This is a genomic window from Glutamicibacter sp. GQ173, assembly GCF_059759215.1.
This window is the reverse complement of sequence record NZ_JCAXDT010000006.1, coordinates 36041-52109: the sequence shown is the minus strand read 5'-3', so window position 1 is coordinate 52109 and position 16069 is coordinate 36041. Positions and strand designations below refer to the sequence as shown.

Genomic DNA, 16069 nt, shown 5'->3' with positions numbered 1-16069 from the left:
ATGACCGCCAAATGGATTGAAAACATCACCGGCTCCCTCGAGCAAAAGAAGCAGTACAAGGAACAGAGCACTCGCCTCAAATCATTGCCCCAGCCCTACGCCAAGGCCGCCCTGGGCATCCATCGATACCTGCTGGCCCAAAGCGGGATCACCGATGGGGACACCATGGTCACGATGTTCACCGACCTCGCCGACCTATTTGAACAGGCGGCCGCAAACGGCACCGCCTTGCGTGAAATCACAGGCAGCGATCCTGCTGATTTTGCCGACGATTTCGCATCTGCCTACGGCGGCCAGCGCTGGACCGACAAGGAACGCAAGCGCTTGGCAGAAACCATCAACGAAGCCGAACAAGACACCTGAGGAGAATGATCATGAACGCAACCCTCGCGGATAGTCCCGCTGTCGAGGTCCATGGAATGGCCAAATCATTCAAGGACCACCAGGTCCTTGACGGAGTTGAATTTTCCGTCCCAACGGGCAGCATTTTTGCCTTGCTAGGTTCCAACGGCGCCGGGAAAACCACACTTGTGCGCATTCTCGCGACCCTGCTTCCCGCAGATTCAGGGTCGATCAAAGTCTGCGGGAACGATGTTTCCCAATCCCCGGGGAAAGTACGCAAGTCCATCAGCCTGACCGGGCAGTTCGCAGCGGTCGATGATGTACTCACAGGTCGCGAAAACCTCACCCTCATCGCCCGGCTGCGTCGGGTGCCAGACGCGACGGCCGCCGCCGACGCGCTGCTGGAACGCTTTGGCCTCACCGAGGCCTCGAACCGGCCCGCTGGCACCTACTCGGGTGGCATGCGGCGAAGGCTGGATATTGCCATGAGCCTTATCGGCTCCCCCGATCTCATCCTCCTCGATGAGCCAACCACCGGGCTGGATCCGCAGGCACGTCGCGAAACCTGGGAATCCATCCGCAACTTGGCGGCGGGCGGAACAACCATCCTGCTCACCACGCAGTACCTCGATGAAGCCGAGGCCCTGGCGGACTGGATTGCAATCCTGCACGAGGGATCGATCATCCATCAAGGAACACTCCCCCAGCTTCAAGCACTGCTTCCGCCAGCACCAACCGAGCTGATCACCAAAAAACCCACGCTTGAGGAGATTTTCCTCGAGCTCATCAGCCGCGCACCGCGGCCAGAGCGGAGCGAGTCATGAGCATCGCGTCCTTGTACGAAACCCGAATTCTCACCGGCCGCTCAATGCGCCACATCTTGCGCAGCCCCGACACCATCATCACCACCGCGGTGACACCGGTTGCCATGCTGCTGCTGTTTGTCTACGTCTTCGGCGGTGCTATTAACACGCAAACCACCGTGCCCTATGTGAATTACCTGCTGCCTGGAATCCTGATTATCACGATCGCCTCAGGTGTTGCCTACACTTCATACCGGCTATTTCTGGACGTGCGTGACGGGCTGGTCCAGCGACTGCGCGCCATGCCCATCTCGCGCTCAAGCGTCTTGTGGAGCCATGTGGCTACGTCCTTGATATCCAACTTGGTCTCGATGGCTTTGGTTCTGGCCGTAGCTCTCATCATGGGGTTTCGCACGAGCGCCTCGTTCGCCCAGTGGCTGGCGGTCATTGGATTGCTGTGCCTGGTCACCTTGTCGATGACTTGGATTGCAGTCCTTGCAGGGCTCAGCGCAAGATCCGTTGATGGAGCAAGCGCCTTCAGCTATCCGCTCATCTTCCTGCCCTTTATCTCATCAGCATTCGTGCCCACCGATTCCATGCCAGCTCCGGTGGCATGGTTTGCCGAGCATCAGCCGATCACCGCAATCGTCGAGTCCCTCCGAGCCCTGCTGGCGCAGGAGGCAGTGGGAACCAATCTCCCGATCGCCTTGGCTTGGCTCATTGCCATCGGATTACTGAGCTGGGGCGCAGCGACCCGTGCCTTTCGAACCAAAATCTCCAGCTAAGGCAATTCAATAGCCGGTAGAACGCAAACGCGCCGGCCGGGGGCACAAGTAGGAGCCGCTGAATGGGGCAATGCTGTGCACAGCGGTTCTTCCCGAACATTGCCGCTGGCATCGGACCGGTGCTTGCCCATGGCCGGCGGTCCCCATACAGTCCGCAGGGCCCGAAGGCCTGGTGGATCTAGGCGCGAGGCAGGGTCAGAATTTCTGCGCCGGTTTCGGTGATGGCGATGGTGTGTTCGGTATGCGCGGTCCGGCATCCGGTGGAGCTGCGCAATGTCCATCCATCCTTGTCCATGATGAGCTTGTTGGTATTCGTCATGACCCATGGTTCCAATGCCAGCAACAGCCCGGCACGCAGCTTGTAACCTCGGCCAGGGCGGCCGTCGTTGGAAACATGCGGGTCCTGGTGCATGGTCGAACCAATGCCATGACCGCCGAATTCGAGGTTCACCTTGTAGCCGGCGGCTTTGAGCACCGCCCCCATTGCGTAGGAAAGATCGCCGATCTTTGCCTCCGGAGAAGCCGCTGCAATGCCTGCCGCCAGTGCGCGCTGGGTGGTTTCGATCAGTTTCCGGTCTTCGGCAGTTCCCTCGGAACCCACTACAAAGCTGATCGCTGCGTCCGCCGCAAATCCGCGCAGCTTGATGGCCAAGTCCAAGCTCAGCAGGTCTCCCTCCGCCAAGGCGTAGTCGCGGGGCAGGCCGTGCAGCACGGCATCATTGACTCCGGTGCAGATATAGTGCCCAAACGGGCCGTTGCCGAAGGAGGGAGCGTAATCCACGTAGCAGGACTCGGCGCCTGCTTCCAGGATCATCTCCTTGGTCCAGGCATCAATCTCCAACAGGTTCGTACCGACCTTGACCCGCTGCTTGAGCGTCGCAAGTATGGTTCCGACCAGCGCCCCGGTATCGCGGGCCCGGTCAACTTCTGCAGGTGTGAGAATTTCAATCATGCCAATAACTATACCGGTCATATAGTACCGGTACTATAATTTTCTTATGGTCAGATTACCGCTCACCGCCAAAGAACTTGAACAAGGGAAGGCCCTTGGATCCATCCTGCGACGCGCGCGCGGCGAACGCACCATCCTCGATGTTGCCCTGGAAGCCGGCCTCTCCCCTGAAACCCTGCGGAAAATCGAAACCGGCCGGGTAGCCACCCCGGCGTTTTCCACCATTGCCGCAGTGGCGGCCGTGCTGAATCTGTCGCTCGATAGCATCTGGTCATCGCTCAACCAGCCGAGCGAAATCATTCCGCCTTCGCCTCGTTCCGAGCAGCTCGCACACCGCTAGGGCAGGAATAAGCGTCTGAAACTACTTGTTGGCTCAAGTATGAAGAACATCGGATTCTTGTCCTTCGGTCACTGGACCGACCAGCCCCAGTCCGGCACGCGCAGCGCCTCGGACGCGCTGCTGCAGGCCATCGACCTCGCAGTCGCCGCCGAAGAGCTCGGCGCGGATGGGGCCTATTTCCGGGTGCACCACTTCGCTCAGCAATATGCCTCGCCGTTCCCGCTATTAGCCGCCATCGGCGCCCGGACCAATCGCATTGAAATTGGCACCGGCGTGATCGACATGCGCTACGAGAACCCGTAATTACCTAGTAATCATGCGTTAGAGTCGCGTAAAGACACTTACGCAAGTCTCTGACTAGTAATTATTTAATCACCATGGGGGTTGCAATGGCCTCCCGGATCCGTTAATCTGAATTCATCGTGGCCAACGGGTCGCCGCAGACAGCGTAGGAGCACACCATGGAACAGCAAGACAGCGATGAAGAAGGAACTTTCGTAGTCATTCCGGCGTCCGATGGCTCGCCGGCGATGGCTTTGTGTAGTGACGGGAGCTATTCAGCCTGGATCCCGCCGTCCGCGCTTACCGCTTGAAACGCAGAAAATGCCCCGACTCAACAATGAGACGGGGCATTTCTTTATACGTTCAGGCGATAGGGCGCTAGTGCGTCCTTCTCGTGCTGCATCAGCGGGATGGACCCGACAGTGCCGCCGGCGTTCGCGAATGAGACGCCCTGCGTTCCGGCGCGCTGGCTCACAACGATGCCGGTTGGATTCATTGCCCCGCGGGCAGCAATGCCGGCGATGATCGCCTGCACCTCGCCGTTGATGTCGAAGCCATGAGTCAGGTCGACGGTCACTACGCGGAAACGCTTAGGCCAGTTGCAGGCATCCTTGCGCTGGAGCAGCCCCGCCTCGGACCAGTCAACCTCCACGGCCACGCCGTCAACAGTGACAGCGGAGACAGCGGTAATGTGTTTTGACTTGATCTGCAGGACATGGGCGCCGGATCCATCGACGGTCAGCTGCTCGGTGATCGACGGCATGACATGCCAGCCGCAATAAGAACGGACAGAGTCGGTTGCCGCCTGGATCCAGAAGGCGTCATCGGTCGGCGCCGGCTTGGTGGACAGGATAGACGGCAGGGTCATGGTAACAGCCAACTTCCGGAGTTATTGGTGCTGCGCGGGTTGCGCGCGAGCAAGCCGAGGCCCATTAGCAGCGACGGGTCCCGCGAGCCCTTCCGAATATTGCATGAGCGGTGCGATGGCCGCAGGTTGGCCTTGTCAAGCGCGAGGTCTGGATGCGTGGCGACCGGATGGAGGTGGTCGGCATTGAAGGCGTCATCGTCGTTGTAGTCGGCAATGTTGTATTCAATAGGTTGGCCGCATAGGTAGCAGGGCGCATTGGCATCTTGGCATTCGCGCTTGAACGAGGCCCGCAACTTGGCCCATGCCCGCGTATTGGCGATTCTGGCGGGTTTAGGTGCCATTTTTCAGCCCTTCCTTGGGTTAGATATTGTGCTTTTATAAGTAGTGTGGTATTCGCGCACGCGCGACCCCCGGTAATAAATTCGGGGGGAGAGAATTCGAGCGCCCAGGATCGAGCCCGTGCGTAATTCCCGGTCGTGATCGGAGGGCCCCTACCCCCTATGAAGGGTCGGCGCCGGAAGGCATGGTAAACACGAAAACGCCCGCCGCCGAGGTGTGAGCCTCAGCGACGGGCGCTAGGTAGTGCCTAGGCGGCAGTGAGGTCGAGCTCGACGATGCCAGCAGGGCGGAGCACTTCCAAACCGACACGTTCTTCGGCGCGGGCGACTACCTGATTTCGGTTGAAGGTATCACCTGGGGTTGAGACGTCGACACGCGTGCCGTCTTTATGTCGAACGATGCTAGCGACCGAAGCATCGAGCATGACCGCGCGACCCGCAGGCATGGAGTCGGACACCAAGACCGGGATACCCCATACTCGCTTGGCCGCACGGTTGACAGGCAGGTCGGTGCCGAAGGCATAGCTATTGTCAGACAGTGCGGTTAGCTCCAGTGAACGCCAATCATCACGGTTGAAGATCACAGCGTCCGCAGTGAATGCCAGCGACTCCAGTGCATCGATGCCGGCGCGGACCGTGGTTAGCACATCCGTGTCGTATGCCTGCAGCTGGCGTGCGGGCTGGGCAAGAAGGCCCAGCAGGTTGTCGCCGGTGCCGTCACCGTTCAGGACCTGGGCCTCCTCGGCGAGGATGATGTCGCGCAATAGGCCGGCCAAGATAGCCGAGACAACCTTAGGGTTGTCGGACACGTCCACGTTATCGATTGGGCTCGACAAATGGGCAATGGTCGAGAGCTTGCCGTCGCGGCGTTTAAACACGCTCGGTGAGGTTGGCTTGAGGGTACCCGCCGGGACGATACCCGCGTTGTTAGTATGGCTCAGCTCGGCTGAGTAGGCCCAAGTGCCGGTGTTGATAGCCACCGAGGCGAGTAACTGAGCCAGTCCGGTTAGCGGCTGGCTGTCGAGTAGGACCGGCTGGTCCACAAGCTCGACCGGCGAGAGAACGGTGCCGACCTCAAATACCGACTTGCTGGCAGCCTTGGACTGGATGGTCTCGGCGATGGTCGCAGCCTTGGCATTGATTGAGCGGTTGCTGGTCTCGACAACCTGCGTGTTGTTGCTGTTCACGTTGGCGCCCTTCATGAAAGTTTTTAGTGCCTGAACGGCCTGAGCCTCAGTGAGCCCTCCGCGGACAAGGTCAGATTTGGTGGGCGTGTAGCCCATCTGTGCTTTGAAACTGGCCATATTGTGCTGCACCGCCTTCTGTTCAAAGGTCGGCGCCGCCTTGGCAGCCTCGCCGATGGCGTCGAGCTTGGCTTTAGCTTCTTCGGCGCGGGCGATGATGTCGTCGAAGCCTGCGATAGCCTCGGTTAGATTGTCGACCTCCGCGACTTCGTCGGCGTTGAGGTCTCGGCCTTCCTCGTCGGCCTTAGCGCCGATGGCAAGGGCCTTAGCTAGTGCTTCACTGCGTTGCTCTTTGATGGATGGCACGGAGCGCTCTCCTGGTTTTTGGGCGGCCTTGACCGCGAGAATTTCGGTTGACTGGTTGGCGCCGACAGCGACCACGGATACCTCGTGGAGCTTGAGCTCCTGCAGTTCCGTATGTCCGCCTTGGTATGGCCCGCCCTTGATCGGCGCCGAGGCGACGACATCGTACATAAACGACATCATCTTGACTCGGCCCTCAAGGATCAGCTTGTGGACTTGTGCAGCTTTGGGGCTATCAAGGTCTAGTTGGACCTTGACTAACAAGCCGTGGTCATCCTCTCGGATTTCCACGGTCTTTCCGATGTTCAGGTCTGGATCCTGGACGCCGTGCGACCAGTAGACGGGATAACTGTCTTGAGCCGCCAGGGACTTGGCGAAAGCGCCCTTGATGATCTTGTCGCCGACGCTGTCCACGTTGCCGAATACGGCGGCGTAGCCGGTGAACTGGCCGGGCGCGAGGCCGGCGCCGGATGCTTTGACATGGGTTAGAGAGTGCTTAGTTTTCATATTGCCTTTTCAAGTAGCGTGGCTATTGGCTTTGAGCTTTGACTACTTGCCTTTAGCGAAATACAGCTCCTGCACCCATGCAGCAATGATGTTCGCCAGTCGTGCGCGGACCTCGTCGTCAATGTCCTGGTTGCCGAGGGCATCCCGCGAAACTTCCATAACGTAGGTGGCTGGGCTCGGGTCGGGCTTTGGCCGCGCGTCCATAGCCTCAACGGCGGCGAAAGCTGCAGCAGATTTTTCGGATTGAGTTCGTGACATGCTGGCCTCCAGGCGCTAGTTGGTCAATGGTTTCGTCATCGGCGCGACGGCCGGAAGTCTGTTTTCAGGCATAAAAGAAGGCGCCGGGGATCTACCAGACCCCGGCGCCTACCTGACCCCGCCTAGGGGCATAAGCTGCGAAGGAGAAACGCAGCCTATGGTCCGGCGTCAAAGAACCGTTGCGACGCGGGAACAAAACCGCCGGACCATGTATAGATACATAGGGCCATGCGCGGTTAAAACACTCACGCGGCCATCGTGGCGGGCAGCAGGTCCCGCAGCTCGGCCGCAGCCGCAGTCTTTGCCCAATACGCAGCCCGTGTGCAGCTCTTGCAGACCGCCTGCAGTCCGCTGGGCTTGGTTGAATCCTTGGCAAAAACCTCGACGGTCTGGTCCGCGCCGCAGCGCCCGCAACGCGCGCCGGAATAGGCCAGGCGTTCGGCCAGGCGCTGGCGAACTGCTAAGGCCAGCTCAGCGTCCAGCACGGCGGCCAGCGAAGGCGGCAGCTCGGGCAGCACGGGCAGGTCTGGCAGCTCGGCGACGGCCGCTGGCGGCCTGGCTTTGGCCTTGGCCTTCGATGGCTTGGCGGCGGATCCGCCACGGCCAGGCACTACGCCGAGTTCGATTCGCATGGTGTTCAGCGCGCCGGCGCGCAGCTTCTGCACGTCCTTGAGCGCCAGGTCCAGCTCCTCGGCGATCAGCTCGTCGCCCGGCATCCAACCCCACTCGTCGAAGCCAAAACTCGCGCGGACGACGGTGTCGGCATGGCTGCCGCGCTCCAGCGCAGCGAGCGCAGCCTGGGCCAGCTTGGCATCCTCGGCCAAGAGATCAGTCTGCAGCTGGAGCGGCCGCGGGTCGCCTGCCGTGGCAAGTGTTTCGCCGATGCCGCCATCGGCGCCGGCTATCGGGGCGTCGAGCTTCGCGGGGTAGAGCATCCGCCTAATGCTAAGATAGGTGCTTACCTCCATGTCGTAGGTAGAGCACGCGGCCACTGCCGCCAGCGGATCCCCGCCGCCGTCGCGTTCAATGGCACGGAATCGGTTGAGCGTTCGCTGCGGGATAGCGAACTCGACCGCAGCGACCTGGAGCTCTTCCTGGATGGCCGTCTTGAGCAGGCCCCCGAGGCGGTAGTCCCGGTCGGGCTCGAATTCAGACATCGCCCGTATTGCGGCCATGAGTATTTTTTGCTGGATTTCTTCCAAGTCGTGACCACGCCCGCGAAACGGGCGGAGTGCCTTTTTCAGCGTGGGCGTGTAGGCCTCCAAAACATACAGCCCGGCATCCTCGTCGCCGGCCTGGTAACTGGCGATTAGGTTGTGTTCTTCTTCCGCGGTGATGTGAATTGCGGCGGCGTATCCATGGAATAGCCGGTCGATGAAATGAGTATCCACAGATGGGATCCGTTCTATAGGCGGGGTGCACGTTTTCGTGGGTGTCTTGTCCATGCCCAGACAAGGGGCCAGTAGCCGCCGAACTGCTCAGATTTGGGCATGAAAAAAGCCCGTTCCAGACTGGAACAGGCTTGGTAAACACGGCAGGCTAGCCTCGCCGGCGCAGTAGCTCGCGGGCGGCGGCGCTCACGTCCTCACCTGCAGCGGCCGCGGTGAGCAGTGCGTCAAGTGCGGCGCGATATTCTCGGCGGTGCTTGCGCTGGCGGCAGGCCGGCGAGCAGGTGAGACGCGGGCGGCCGACCGGGCCCTGGGCGATTGGTGCGGCACATTCAGTACATTCGGTGCAGCTCACTAGCTAGTCCTTCGTTGTTTTTGGGATCGCGAACACATAACCGGCGGCGGTACGTTTGCGCTGGCCTAGTAGGCGCTCCATCTCAGCGTTGAACGTGCCTTTAGCGGGCACGGCGCCCCATTCGGCAATGTCCGCCGACGCGGTGGCGTAGAGCTCCGTGGCTAGCACGCGGGCGCCGGGTGCGTAATGGGCTTTGCCCCCGTCTTGCCACCACTCCGCGACATACTGGGCCTGCAGGTCCGCTAGCTTTGCCCGGCTGCGCTGCACGGCGGCCACGTTCTTATTCGCGGTCTCGTCGGCAGTCGGCTCTGCGGCAGGCTCGGCAATGGGCCGGATCCATACCGGCAGTTGCCGGCGAGCAGCGCGGATAGCTGCCTCCAGGTACACGGCGCGGCGGAATGGATCTGCGTGCAGTGCGAAGGCCCGCACATCGGCCATGGCGCCGGCTCCTGGGCGCTCGGGCAGCTCAGCGAGCATGCTGGCGAGCTCCGCGGCGATTTCATCCATGGGCCAGGTAGCCGGCGGGCCGCCGTCGCCGGCGCGGACCAGCACGGCGCCACCGGAGCGGTACGCACCCAGGCCGGCCAGCCATGGCAGGGCTAGCAGCTGCGCCAGACGATCCGGGCCAACGAGGCAGATGTGCAGCGCCTCGCCGTCTATGTCCAGGGTTAGGAACTGCCGTCCGTCGTCGCGGCCATTATTTTCGCATTCCGCGGCCAGTGCGCCGAACAGGTCCGTCAAGGGTGCAGGGGTGCAGGTCGCTAGCTCAGCCGGCGGTGCCGTCTCTGGCAGCCGTGCAATGATGGCGCGGGCCAGCATGCCGCGCCATGGCCGATATGCAGGGCGATTGAATGCGACTGTGTTGTGCGTGCGTACCGGTGTGCTATTTCCCAGCGCGGGCGCAGCTCGCCGTTGCCGTTATACTCGCCCATGTCGAGTAGCTCGACCATTGCCTGCTGCATCCAGCCGGCAATGGTCGGCGCAACGTGCCGTACGACCTCGCGAGCGCTGGACGGTGCGCCGTTGTGGGCGACTTGGTATTGGGTCGAGCGCGGAGCGCGGTACTTGGTCCAACCGGCATCGGCCAGCAGCGGGGCCATAGTGGCGCCAAGGGTGACGGGATCCACGCCACGGGTGGACCCGAGCCAAACGTCGGTCGGCGTGAGCGCCAGCGCTGCGGCGGGGTAGTGGTCTAAATTCTTCAATGGGCGGCCTTCGGGCGGGTGACAGGTGGCAGGGATCTGCCTTCATATCCTTACAAGGGGCCTTACACTACGCGACAGAATAGAGACAACCGCTAGAAACCGCTAGAAACCGGGGTTTCCTTGATATACCAGAATGTAACAGGTTGATAACAGTTGTGTGGGCGGCTATCGCCGACGGGGATTTGGGCTGTGCCCCGGTGGGCGGCGGGAAATGCAGAAGTTGTTAATCGGGGTGAAGTTTTGCCCTTTCTTCATAACTCTCTTATTGGTGGTCCCTATATAAGAGAGGTATGGAGAAAGGGCTTTCAATCACCCCGATTAACAACTTCTGCACTATTGCCCACCAGCCCGCGCTCACCGGCGCCGCCCTCGCCTCGGCGACGTAAGAATATAGGGCCAGCGGCCGGGGCCTGCTCGCGGCCCGCTCGATTCGCCGGCGGGCGAGCGCGGGGCGCCGGAGTGGTGGAAGTGGTGGTAAATCACCACTTCACGTTCTTTTTATATATTTTTTGAGTTCTTTAGAAAATAAAACCTAGCGTAGGCCTAAACCACCACTTCACCACTCGGCACCGCCGACCCGGCCGAATGTCGCAGCTGCGGAACCTTCCGCGCGCCACATTACCCGCTCACCGATCACAGGCTCGAAGCTGACAGCTTAGCGCCCCTCCTAGGTGTGGTTGGTTGTTTTGGATACTGTGGCCGTTAGATTGGATTCTGTGCCCTTCTAGCCCACCGGCTCCATGGCCGGCTCGTTGCGCAGATCAGCTAATCCAGTAGATGCGCGACCGCTTCGGTGCTGGAGTCCCCCGCGGCGCCGGCGATATGGCCACATGGTCAATGGCTCCCAGCAGCAGCGACCGCCGCGCCATCAGGTCCACCTCGGCGCCGGCCCACGCCTCCGCCAGCGTGCGGCCCGTAGGCCGTGTGTATTGACGCGTTGAGATGGGCGTCGCCTTGAGCTCAGCGCGGGCCTCCTTGAGGGCGCTCAACCGCTGCGACAGGGCAGGGATGTTGGCATCATCATCGGTCATTCTGGTAGCGGTCTCGCGGAGCAGTGCGTCGACCTCGGCCAATTTCGCCGAAACATCCGCACCGGTGGTCTCCTCGACCTGCTCGACCTCCTGGGCGGATCCGGCGGCGGTCAGGAACTCCGAGGATACGAACTGCTCAAGTGCTAATGCGTCGACTTTCGGCGACGGGCACGCAATGCCGTTTCGCGATGCCCTGCAGGCGTATACAGGCTTGCCGGACGATGTCGTGACATACATCTTGCCTCCGCAGTTTTCGCAATATGCTACCCCCGACAGCAGGCGGGCGGCCCTGCGCCGCTGTGGCTGCCGCTCCACATCGGGAACATAGTATTTGGAGGCCGGCGACCCGGCGCGGGGTTGCCAGTGCATGCGCCGGCGCAATGCGTCCAGCGTGGCCAGGTCCAGCACGGGTGGCCATACTGCAGCTGGCAGTCCGTCATTATCCTTGATGAAATCGCCGAGGTGGACGACACGCCCGGCCAAGTGGTCGCTGCTCCACAAATTGCGGACAGTGGAGGGCCGCCATATGCCACGGTCCAGGCCTGTAGCGTCGACACCTGCGCGTAATGCCCGGCGGGCCGGACTCTTGGACGTGGGCACCTCACGATGGCGCAGTTCCCGCGCAATGGAAGACAGCGACTCGCTGCCCTTTAGCAAGCGCTCGGCCACTTCGCGGACAATAGCGGCTTCGTCCTCGGCGACAGCCAGCACCCGACCAGTGCCATCAGGGGCCGGCGTTGAGCGATAGCCAAAAGGGACAGCCGAACCGCCAGCATACTTACCGGCTACCAGCTTTCGATGCGCAATAGACGACTTGACACGCGTTGCGGCATTATCGGCCTCGGAGCGGGCCACCTCGGACAGCACGCCGGCTATAAGGCGGAAGGCGGCCTGGTCACTGCTCAGCCCGTCCTGCAGCGCCAGGAACAGGGCAGGTGGGGCACCGGTCTTGCGTGAGGCATCGGCCCGGCGGTCGAGTGCGCGCGACAGGGCACCGAGCCCATCCCAGCCTTGGCGAGTGAACCGGTCCAATTTCCAGACTGCCAGGACATCGGCGGATCCGTCGGCGATGGCTGCGACCGCGGCTTCGGCCTTGGCGCGTGTCTTGCGGCCTGAGATGCTGGCGTCGATCAGCACGTCGACTACTCGCCAGCCCCGCCGGTGCGCCTCGGCCTGGAGGTCGGCTTCCTGCCGGGCGATTGAAGTCGAGTCATCGACTACGGCGGACAGGCGCAGATATAGGATGGCGCGGGGCTGGTTAGCGGTCATGTGCCTATAATAGCTCACTAGGTAAGTACGAAAATCCCCTGTACATGGCCGAGGACGCCGGATCAGCCGACCTGATTTCCAATCGCCGATTGCAGCTGGGCATCAGCCGCGGCTCGCCCGAGCAGGTCATCGACGGGTGGCGCCACTTCGGATTCGAGCCGGAAGACGGCGAATCCGATGCGGATATGGGCCGGCGCCACACCGAGCGCCTGCTCGAAGTCCTCTCCGGCGAAGGGTTCGCCCAGCCAAGCCCCAATCCGATGTTCCCCAACCCGCCGGGCCTGCTGCGCATCGAACCGCATTCGGAGACTTTGCGCGAACGGATCTGGTGGGGTTCGGGATCCAACGCCACCGCCGTCTGGGCCGCCAAGCTGGGCATGAACCTGCAAAGCTCCACATTGAAGGATGACGAATCCGGAAAGCCCTTCCATGTCCAGCAGGCGGAGCAGATCCAGCTCTACCGCGATGCCTGGAAAGAAGCCGGCCATGAGCGCGAACCACGCGTCTCGGTGAGCCGAAGCATCTTTGCGCTCACCGACGAGCGCGACTGGCAGTATTTTGGCCGCGACCGATACAGCTCGGATCAAATCGGCAACATCGACGAGAAAACTCGTGCGGTCTTCGGCAAGTCCTATGCCGGCGAACCCGATGAACTGGCCAAGAAGCTGGCCGAAGATGAAGCCATCGCTGAGGCCGACACCTTATTGCTGACCGTTCCCAACCAACTGGGTGTCGAGTACAACGCCCACGTCATCGAGTCGATCCTCACCCACGTCGCCCCGAAACTCGGCTGGCGCTAAATACGGTAATAGTTACGCCGTTTCACCGGGCTATTAAGCCAGCTGGTCGCTGGTCACTAGGCTAGGGCCATAGGAACTGAACTTTCAGACTAGGAATAGAGAGAAATTCATGAGCAACCCATTGAAAGTCGCCTTCATCAAGGCCAGCTGGCACGCAGATATCGTCGATCAGGCGCTGGCCGGATTCACCGCAGACATGGACGCTTCCGGGACCGGGTACACCATCGATACCATCAGCGTTCCAGGTGCCTACGAAATGCCATTGCAGGCGCAGCGCCTGGCCAAGACTGGAAAATATGATGCAATTGTCGCTGCGGCGCTGGTCGTCGATGGCGGCATCTACCGCCACGACTTTGTTGCCCAAGCAGTGGTCGATGGACTGATGCGCGTCCAGCTCGATACCGATGTGCCAATCTTCTCGGTCAGCCTGACCCCGCATCACTTCCACTCCAACGATGAGCACCAGAACTTCTACTTCGAGCACTTCCTCAAGAAGGGCGCCGAAGCAGCTCGCGCTGTTCGAGCCGTCGCGGCCATTCAGTTCTAGGCTCCGGCAGACCACCGCCAGGCGTGTTGACCAGCCCCAATGACCAGGGCGATCAGCACGCCTGAGGTGTATCCCAGCTACCACGCAGCGCGCGGGCTCAGTCGAGCCGCCGCTTCCTGCGAGGTCATCGGAATCGGCATGATCGATGCAATGGCGTAAATGCCGATGTCATGCACGTCGCGGCAGCCCCTTCCCAGGGTTCCGGCGAGCGCCACCACAGGGACTCCATGCAGCGATGCCCTGCGGGCGACCTCGGCCGGGACCTTGCCCTTGGGCGTTTGAACATCGATCGCATCCTTGGCGGTAATCACCAAGTCGGCTCCGCGCAGCATCGAATCCAGGTCGACCCCGGATGGGCCCGAGCCCAAGTTCGCTTCAAATCGGGGCATGAGGAACGCGCCGATCGAATCGTTTTCAGATGCATTAAAAACCCAGGCCCCATCACCCGTTATCGGGGCATGGGGCCTGGGTTGCGTGTGCTGCCTACGCTGGATTATTTGGTCGCCCAGAGCACCGATTCGTCGTTGAAGGACATGGTTTCGGTCATTCTGATCTTGGCGTCAGCCACGGCTTCTTCTGGGACGTCAAAGACCACCTGGTAGCTGGCTTTGCCGCCCTTGGACAGGGTAGGCGCATCCGTTGCCGGCTTGGCCGGCACCACCATGGCGGTGCTGGTGTCGTAAATGCTCGCGTCCGAACCAACAAGTTCCGGGTTCAAGTCCAACCAGGCATCGCCTTCTTCATCGCCGTTGTAGACGACGGAAATATCGACGAGCACGTATTGGCCCTTCGCCTTCTCATTGAACTCATTGACCTTGGCAATCGCCTTGCCAGCATCCAGGTTCACCGTGCTGACGTTGACCGAGTAGTCGCCAACTGTCGCGGCCTCGCCGAGGGCAAGAACCTGGGTTTCGTCCTCGGCCTGTTCTACCACTTCAGTCGGAGCGGTAACTTCACCATCGGCAGCATCCTCGATGCCACTGGTGACCTCGTCGATGGCCTTGGCATAGAAAGACTGGATGGCAAACACCAGAACAATGGCAACAATGGCGATAACGCTTGAAGCGATTCCCAGTCCCTTGCTGCCTTTGCGCTTGAGCGCGATGACCAGGGATACGAGGCCCAGGACGAGTACGACAACTCCCAGGATGGCTGCAAAGTTATTCACGATCGGGACCCAGCACAAGACGAGCGCAACAATTGCGATCACCAGGGCCGCGATGCCCAGGCCTCGTCCAGCGGTGGACTTCGGGGATGGAGACGGAACCGGCGTTCCGGGATCCACCGGTGTATGAATGCACATTGGTGCTTCCTAGGAGTGACGGCAGAACACAACGCCCGGCGATGAAGAATGACCTAAACGGATGACAGTCCCAGGTGCAACCGGAGCCTTTATTGACTCTTCAATGCTCATGTCAATCGACACCGACAGTTCGGATTGCTGCAATATTCGCTGCGGATGGATGCGCAGGCTTCCACAAGCCAGGCCAGCGGATTATGGCCAAGTCCTCAACCATCGAATTCGCTGAAGATCTTTCCTGGCTGGGCAAGCCTCTTTCCCAAAACCGGTACCCGCGTTACAGAATGCTGATATGCTCCCACCTGCTCAACGCTTCCAAGGTCGCGATACCCTGCGCTACGTGCGCCTCATGCTGCTCGTCGTTCCCCTGCTTTTGGTGGTAGCCATCGTCATTTACGGAATCGTCAACCAGCGGATCGAAGACTCGCTCAGTTCCTACTACTTGGGCCCAGCCCGTGACCTGTTTGTCGCCATGCTGGTGACTACCGGAGCATTGCTGGTGGTGTACAGCGGCGAAGCCCTGGAGGACTATGCGCTGAATTTGGCCGGGTTCTACGCCATGTTTGTCGCGCTGGTTCCCACCAGGCTGGGCGAAACCCTAGCCACGCTTGCACCGGCTGAACAGGGCAAGCTGATCCTTTCGGTCCGCGTAGCCATCGTTGCCGTATTGATCGTTAGCGCCGCATTCGTCTGGCTGGGCATCAGAACCAGCAGCTGGCCGCACAAAGCGTTGATGCACAGCGCGTTGACCCGAGCCTTGGGATGGATCAGCACCGGCCTGCTCGCGGTCTTCATCCTGTTATTGATCTGGCGTGCCTTCGAAGGAAAAACCTTCGCCTGGGTTCATGCCAGCGCGGCGTTCTTGTTGATCTTCTCCATGGGCATCGCCATTGCCAGCCATCTGGGCCACGCGCCAATGTGCCACGAAGACACCAGCGGCGGTTCCCCGAACCGCTATCGGATCATCCTGGGACTGATGGCGCTGGGCTTGGTCGCCTGGCCGATTCTGCTTGTCACGGGCGTTGACGAAGCCCTGTTCATCGTCGAGTGGTTCCAGATCGGGCTATTCGCCTACTTCTGGTACCTGGAATCCCGGCGGCTCTGGAACCCTGTTTCATGAAAGACAAAAATCCCGGCTCGCATCTGCGAGCC

18 protein-coding genes and 2 pseudogenes are annotated in these 16069 nt (G+C 61.0%); 8 read left to right on the top strand and 12 right to left on the bottom strand.

Annotated elements, in window-relative coordinates:
- The 3 genes from AC6CHO_RS10860 to AC6CHO_RS10850 are packed head-to-tail and all read left to right on the top strand — an operon-like array spanning nucleotide 1 to nucleotide 1930.
- Nucleotides 1–363 (top strand): DUF1048 domain-containing protein, encoded by a 363-nt coding sequence (locus AC6CHO_RS10860; protein ID WP_146277963.1) that lies wholly within the window; start codon nucleotides 1–3, stop codon nucleotides 361–363.
- Nucleotides 364–374: 11 nt separating this feature from the next.
- Nucleotides 375–1166 (top strand): ABC transporter ATP-binding protein, encoded by a 792-nt coding sequence (locus tag AC6CHO_RS10855; protein ID WP_498215012.1) that lies wholly within the window; start codon nucleotides 375–377, stop codon nucleotides 1164–1166.
- Nucleotides 1163–1930, top strand: coding sequence for an ABC transporter permease (locus AC6CHO_RS10850; RefSeq protein WP_498215011.1), 768 nt, complete (start codon nucleotides 1163–1165; stop codon nucleotides 1928–1930). Before AC6CHO_RS10855 ends, AC6CHO_RS10850 begins: the two co-directional genes overlap by 4 nt.
- Nucleotides 1931–2108: 178 nt before the next feature.
- On the opposite strand, the gene map is transcribed toward AC6CHO_RS10850, so the two are convergent.
- Entirely contained in the window at nucleotides 2109–2882 is a 774-nt protein-coding gene (map, locus tag AC6CHO_RS10845; RefSeq protein WP_146277960.1) for a type I methionyl aminopeptidase, read from the bottom strand.
- A 46-nt stretch (nucleotides 2883–2928) separates the two neighbouring features.
- Between map and AC6CHO_RS10840 the strand changes: the two genes are divergently transcribed.
- Nucleotides 2929–3222 carry a helix-turn-helix domain-containing protein gene (locus AC6CHO_RS10840; protein WP_498215010.1) on the top strand — a complete coding sequence of 98 codons (294 nt, stop codon included), beginning with the start codon at nucleotides 2929–2931 and terminating at the stop codon, nucleotides 3220–3222.
- Between the two features lie 39 nt (nucleotides 3223–3261).
- Nucleotides 3262–3522 (top strand): annotated as a pseudogene (locus AC6CHO_RS10835) (LLM class flavin-dependent oxidoreductase); the annotation flags it as partial.
- Between the two features lie 337 nt (nucleotides 3523–3859).
- Here AC6CHO_RS10835 and AC6CHO_RS10830 read toward each other — a convergent pair.
- From AC6CHO_RS10830 to AC6CHO_RS10790, 9 genes are all read right to left on the bottom strand, one after another.
- Nucleotides 3860–4372 carry a hypothetical protein gene (locus AC6CHO_RS10830; RefSeq protein WP_498215009.1) on the bottom strand — a complete coding sequence of 171 codons (513 nt, stop codon included), beginning with the start codon at nucleotides 4370–4372 and terminating at the stop codon, nucleotides 3860–3862.
- Nucleotides 4369–4713, bottom strand: coding sequence for an HNH endonuclease (locus AC6CHO_RS10825; RefSeq protein ID WP_498215008.1), 345 nt, complete (start codon nucleotides 4711–4713; stop codon nucleotides 4369–4371). The genes AC6CHO_RS10830 and AC6CHO_RS10825 overlap by 4 nt, the downstream gene beginning before the upstream one ends.
- Before the next feature lie 245 nt (nucleotides 4714–4958).
- Entirely contained in the window at nucleotides 4959–6764 is a 1806-nt protein-coding gene (locus AC6CHO_RS10820; protein ID WP_498215007.1) for an HK97 family phage prohead protease, read from the bottom strand.
- Nucleotides 6765–6806: 42 nt separating this feature from the next.
- Nucleotides 6807–7022, bottom strand: coding sequence for a hypothetical protein (locus AC6CHO_RS10815; RefSeq protein ID WP_498215006.1), 216 nt, complete (start codon nucleotides 7020–7022; stop codon nucleotides 6807–6809).
- A gap of 245 nt (nucleotides 7023–7267) precedes the next feature.
- Nucleotides 7268–8413 carry a sigma factor gene (locus tag AC6CHO_RS10810; protein ID WP_498215005.1) on the bottom strand — a complete coding sequence of 382 codons (1146 nt, stop codon included), beginning with the start codon at nucleotides 8411–8413 and terminating at the stop codon, nucleotides 7268–7270.
- Nucleotides 8414–8561: 148 nt separating this feature from the next.
- Nucleotides 8562–8765, bottom strand: a complete 204-nt coding sequence (locus AC6CHO_RS10805; RefSeq protein WP_498215004.1) for a hypothetical protein — start codon at nucleotides 8763–8765, stop codon at nucleotides 8562–8564.
- A 3-nt stretch (nucleotides 8766–8768) separates the two neighbouring features.
- Nucleotides 8769–9584, bottom strand: a complete 816-nt coding sequence (locus tag AC6CHO_RS10800) for a hypothetical protein (protein ID WP_498215003.1) — start codon at nucleotides 9582–9584, stop codon at nucleotides 8769–8771.
- On the bottom strand, nucleotides 9527–9970 hold the full coding sequence (locus AC6CHO_RS10795) for a hypothetical protein (RefSeq protein WP_498215002.1): 444 nt from the start codon (nucleotides 9968–9970) through the stop codon (nucleotides 9527–9529). Before AC6CHO_RS10795 ends, AC6CHO_RS10800 begins: the two co-directional genes overlap by 58 nt.
- 761 nt (nucleotides 9971–10731) lie before the next feature.
- On the bottom strand, nucleotides 10732–12270 hold the full coding sequence (locus AC6CHO_RS10790; protein ID WP_498215001.1) for a recombinase family protein: 1539 nt from the start codon (nucleotides 12268–12270) through the stop codon (nucleotides 10732–10734).
- A gap of 23 nt (nucleotides 12271–12293) precedes the next feature.
- Between AC6CHO_RS10790 and AC6CHO_RS10785 the strand changes: the two are divergent.
- Nucleotides 12294–13070, top strand: a pseudogene (locus AC6CHO_RS10785) (LLM class flavin-dependent oxidoreductase); the annotation flags it as partial.
- A gap of 109 nt (nucleotides 13071–13179) precedes the next feature.
- Nucleotides 13180–13617: a 6,7-dimethyl-8-ribityllumazine synthase gene (locus tag AC6CHO_RS10780; protein WP_498215000.1), complete on the top strand. Its 438-nt coding sequence runs from the start codon at nucleotides 13180–13182 to the stop codon at nucleotides 13615–13617.
- A gap of 77 nt (nucleotides 13618–13694) precedes the next feature.
- Here the strand turns inward: AC6CHO_RS10780 and AC6CHO_RS10775 are convergent, their stop codons facing one another.
- Nucleotides 13695–14006, bottom strand: coding sequence for a glycerate kinase (locus tag AC6CHO_RS10775; protein WP_498214999.1), 312 nt, complete (start codon nucleotides 14004–14006; stop codon nucleotides 13695–13697).
- Between the two features lie 104 nt (nucleotides 14007–14110).
- Nucleotides 14111–14920 (bottom strand): DUF4352 domain-containing protein, encoded by an 810-nt coding sequence (locus AC6CHO_RS10770; RefSeq protein ID WP_498214998.1) that lies wholly within the window; start codon nucleotides 14918–14920, stop codon nucleotides 14111–14113.
- A gap of 289 nt (nucleotides 14921–15209) precedes the next feature.
- On the opposite strand from AC6CHO_RS10770, the gene AC6CHO_RS10765 reads away from it, so the two are divergent.
- A complete protein-coding gene (locus tag AC6CHO_RS10765) occupies nucleotides 15210–16037 on the top strand; it encodes a hypothetical protein (RefSeq protein WP_498214997.1) in 828 nt (275 codons plus the stop codon).
- Nucleotides 16038–16069: the final 32 nt, after the last annotated feature.

What these genes read in the sequence shown, in the direction of transcription:
- AC6CHO_RS10840 (WP_498215010.1), top strand. Translation starts at nt 2,929, where the DNA reads ATGGTCAGATTACCGCTCACCGCCAAAGAACTTGAACAAGGGAAGGCC.
- AC6CHO_RS10830 (WP_498215009.1), bottom strand. Translation starts at nt 4,372, where the DNA reads ATGACCCTGCCGTCTATCCTGTCCACCAAGCCGGCGCCGACCGATGAC.
- AC6CHO_RS10855 (WP_498215012.1), top strand. Translation starts at nt 375, where the DNA reads ATGAACGCAACCCTCGCGGATAGTCCCGCTGTCGAGGTCCATGGAATG.
- AC6CHO_RS10765 (WP_498214997.1), top strand. Translation starts at nt 15,210, where the DNA reads ATGCTCCCACCTGCTCAACGCTTCCAAGGTCGCGATACCCTGCGCTAC.
- AC6CHO_RS10820 (WP_498215007.1), bottom strand. Translation starts at nt 6,764, where the DNA reads ATGAAAACTAAGCACTCTCTAACCCATGTCAAAGCATCCGGCGCCGGC.
- AC6CHO_RS10825 (WP_498215008.1), bottom strand. Translation starts at nt 4,713, where the DNA reads ATGGCACCTAAACCCGCCAGAATCGCCAATACGCGGGCATGGGCCAAG.
- AC6CHO_RS10790 (WP_498215001.1), bottom strand. Translation starts at nt 12,270, where the DNA reads ATGACCGCTAACCAGCCCCGCGCCATCCTATATCTGCGCCTGTCCGCC.
- AC6CHO_RS10780 (WP_498215000.1), top strand. Translation starts at nt 13,180, where the DNA reads ATGAGCAACCCATTGAAAGTCGCCTTCATCAAGGCCAGCTGGCACGCA.
- AC6CHO_RS10850 (WP_498215011.1), top strand. Translation starts at nt 1,163, where the DNA reads ATGAGCATCGCGTCCTTGTACGAAACCCGAATTCTCACCGGCCGCTCA.
- AC6CHO_RS10800 (WP_498215003.1), bottom strand. Translation starts at nt 9,584, where the DNA reads ATGCTGGCCCGCGCCATCATTGCACGGCTGCCAGAGACGGCACCGCCG.
- AC6CHO_RS10815 (WP_498215006.1), bottom strand. Translation starts at nt 7,022, where the DNA reads ATGTCACGAACTCAATCCGAAAAATCTGCTGCAGCTTTCGCCGCCGTT.
- map (WP_146277960.1), bottom strand. Translation starts at nt 2,882, where the DNA reads ATGATTGAAATTCTCACACCTGCAGAAGTTGACCGGGCCCGCGATACC.
- AC6CHO_RS10770 (WP_498214998.1), bottom strand. Translation starts at nt 14,920, where the DNA reads ATGTGCATTCATACACCGGTGGATCCCGGAACGCCGGTTCCGTCTCCA.
- AC6CHO_RS10860 (WP_146277963.1), top strand. Translation starts at nt 1, where the DNA reads ATGACCGCCAAATGGATTGAAAACATCACCGGCTCCCTCGAGCAAAAG.
- AC6CHO_RS10775 (WP_498214999.1), bottom strand. Translation starts at nt 14,006, where the DNA reads ATGCCCCGATTTGAAGCGAACTTGGGCTCGGGCCCATCCGGGGTCGAC.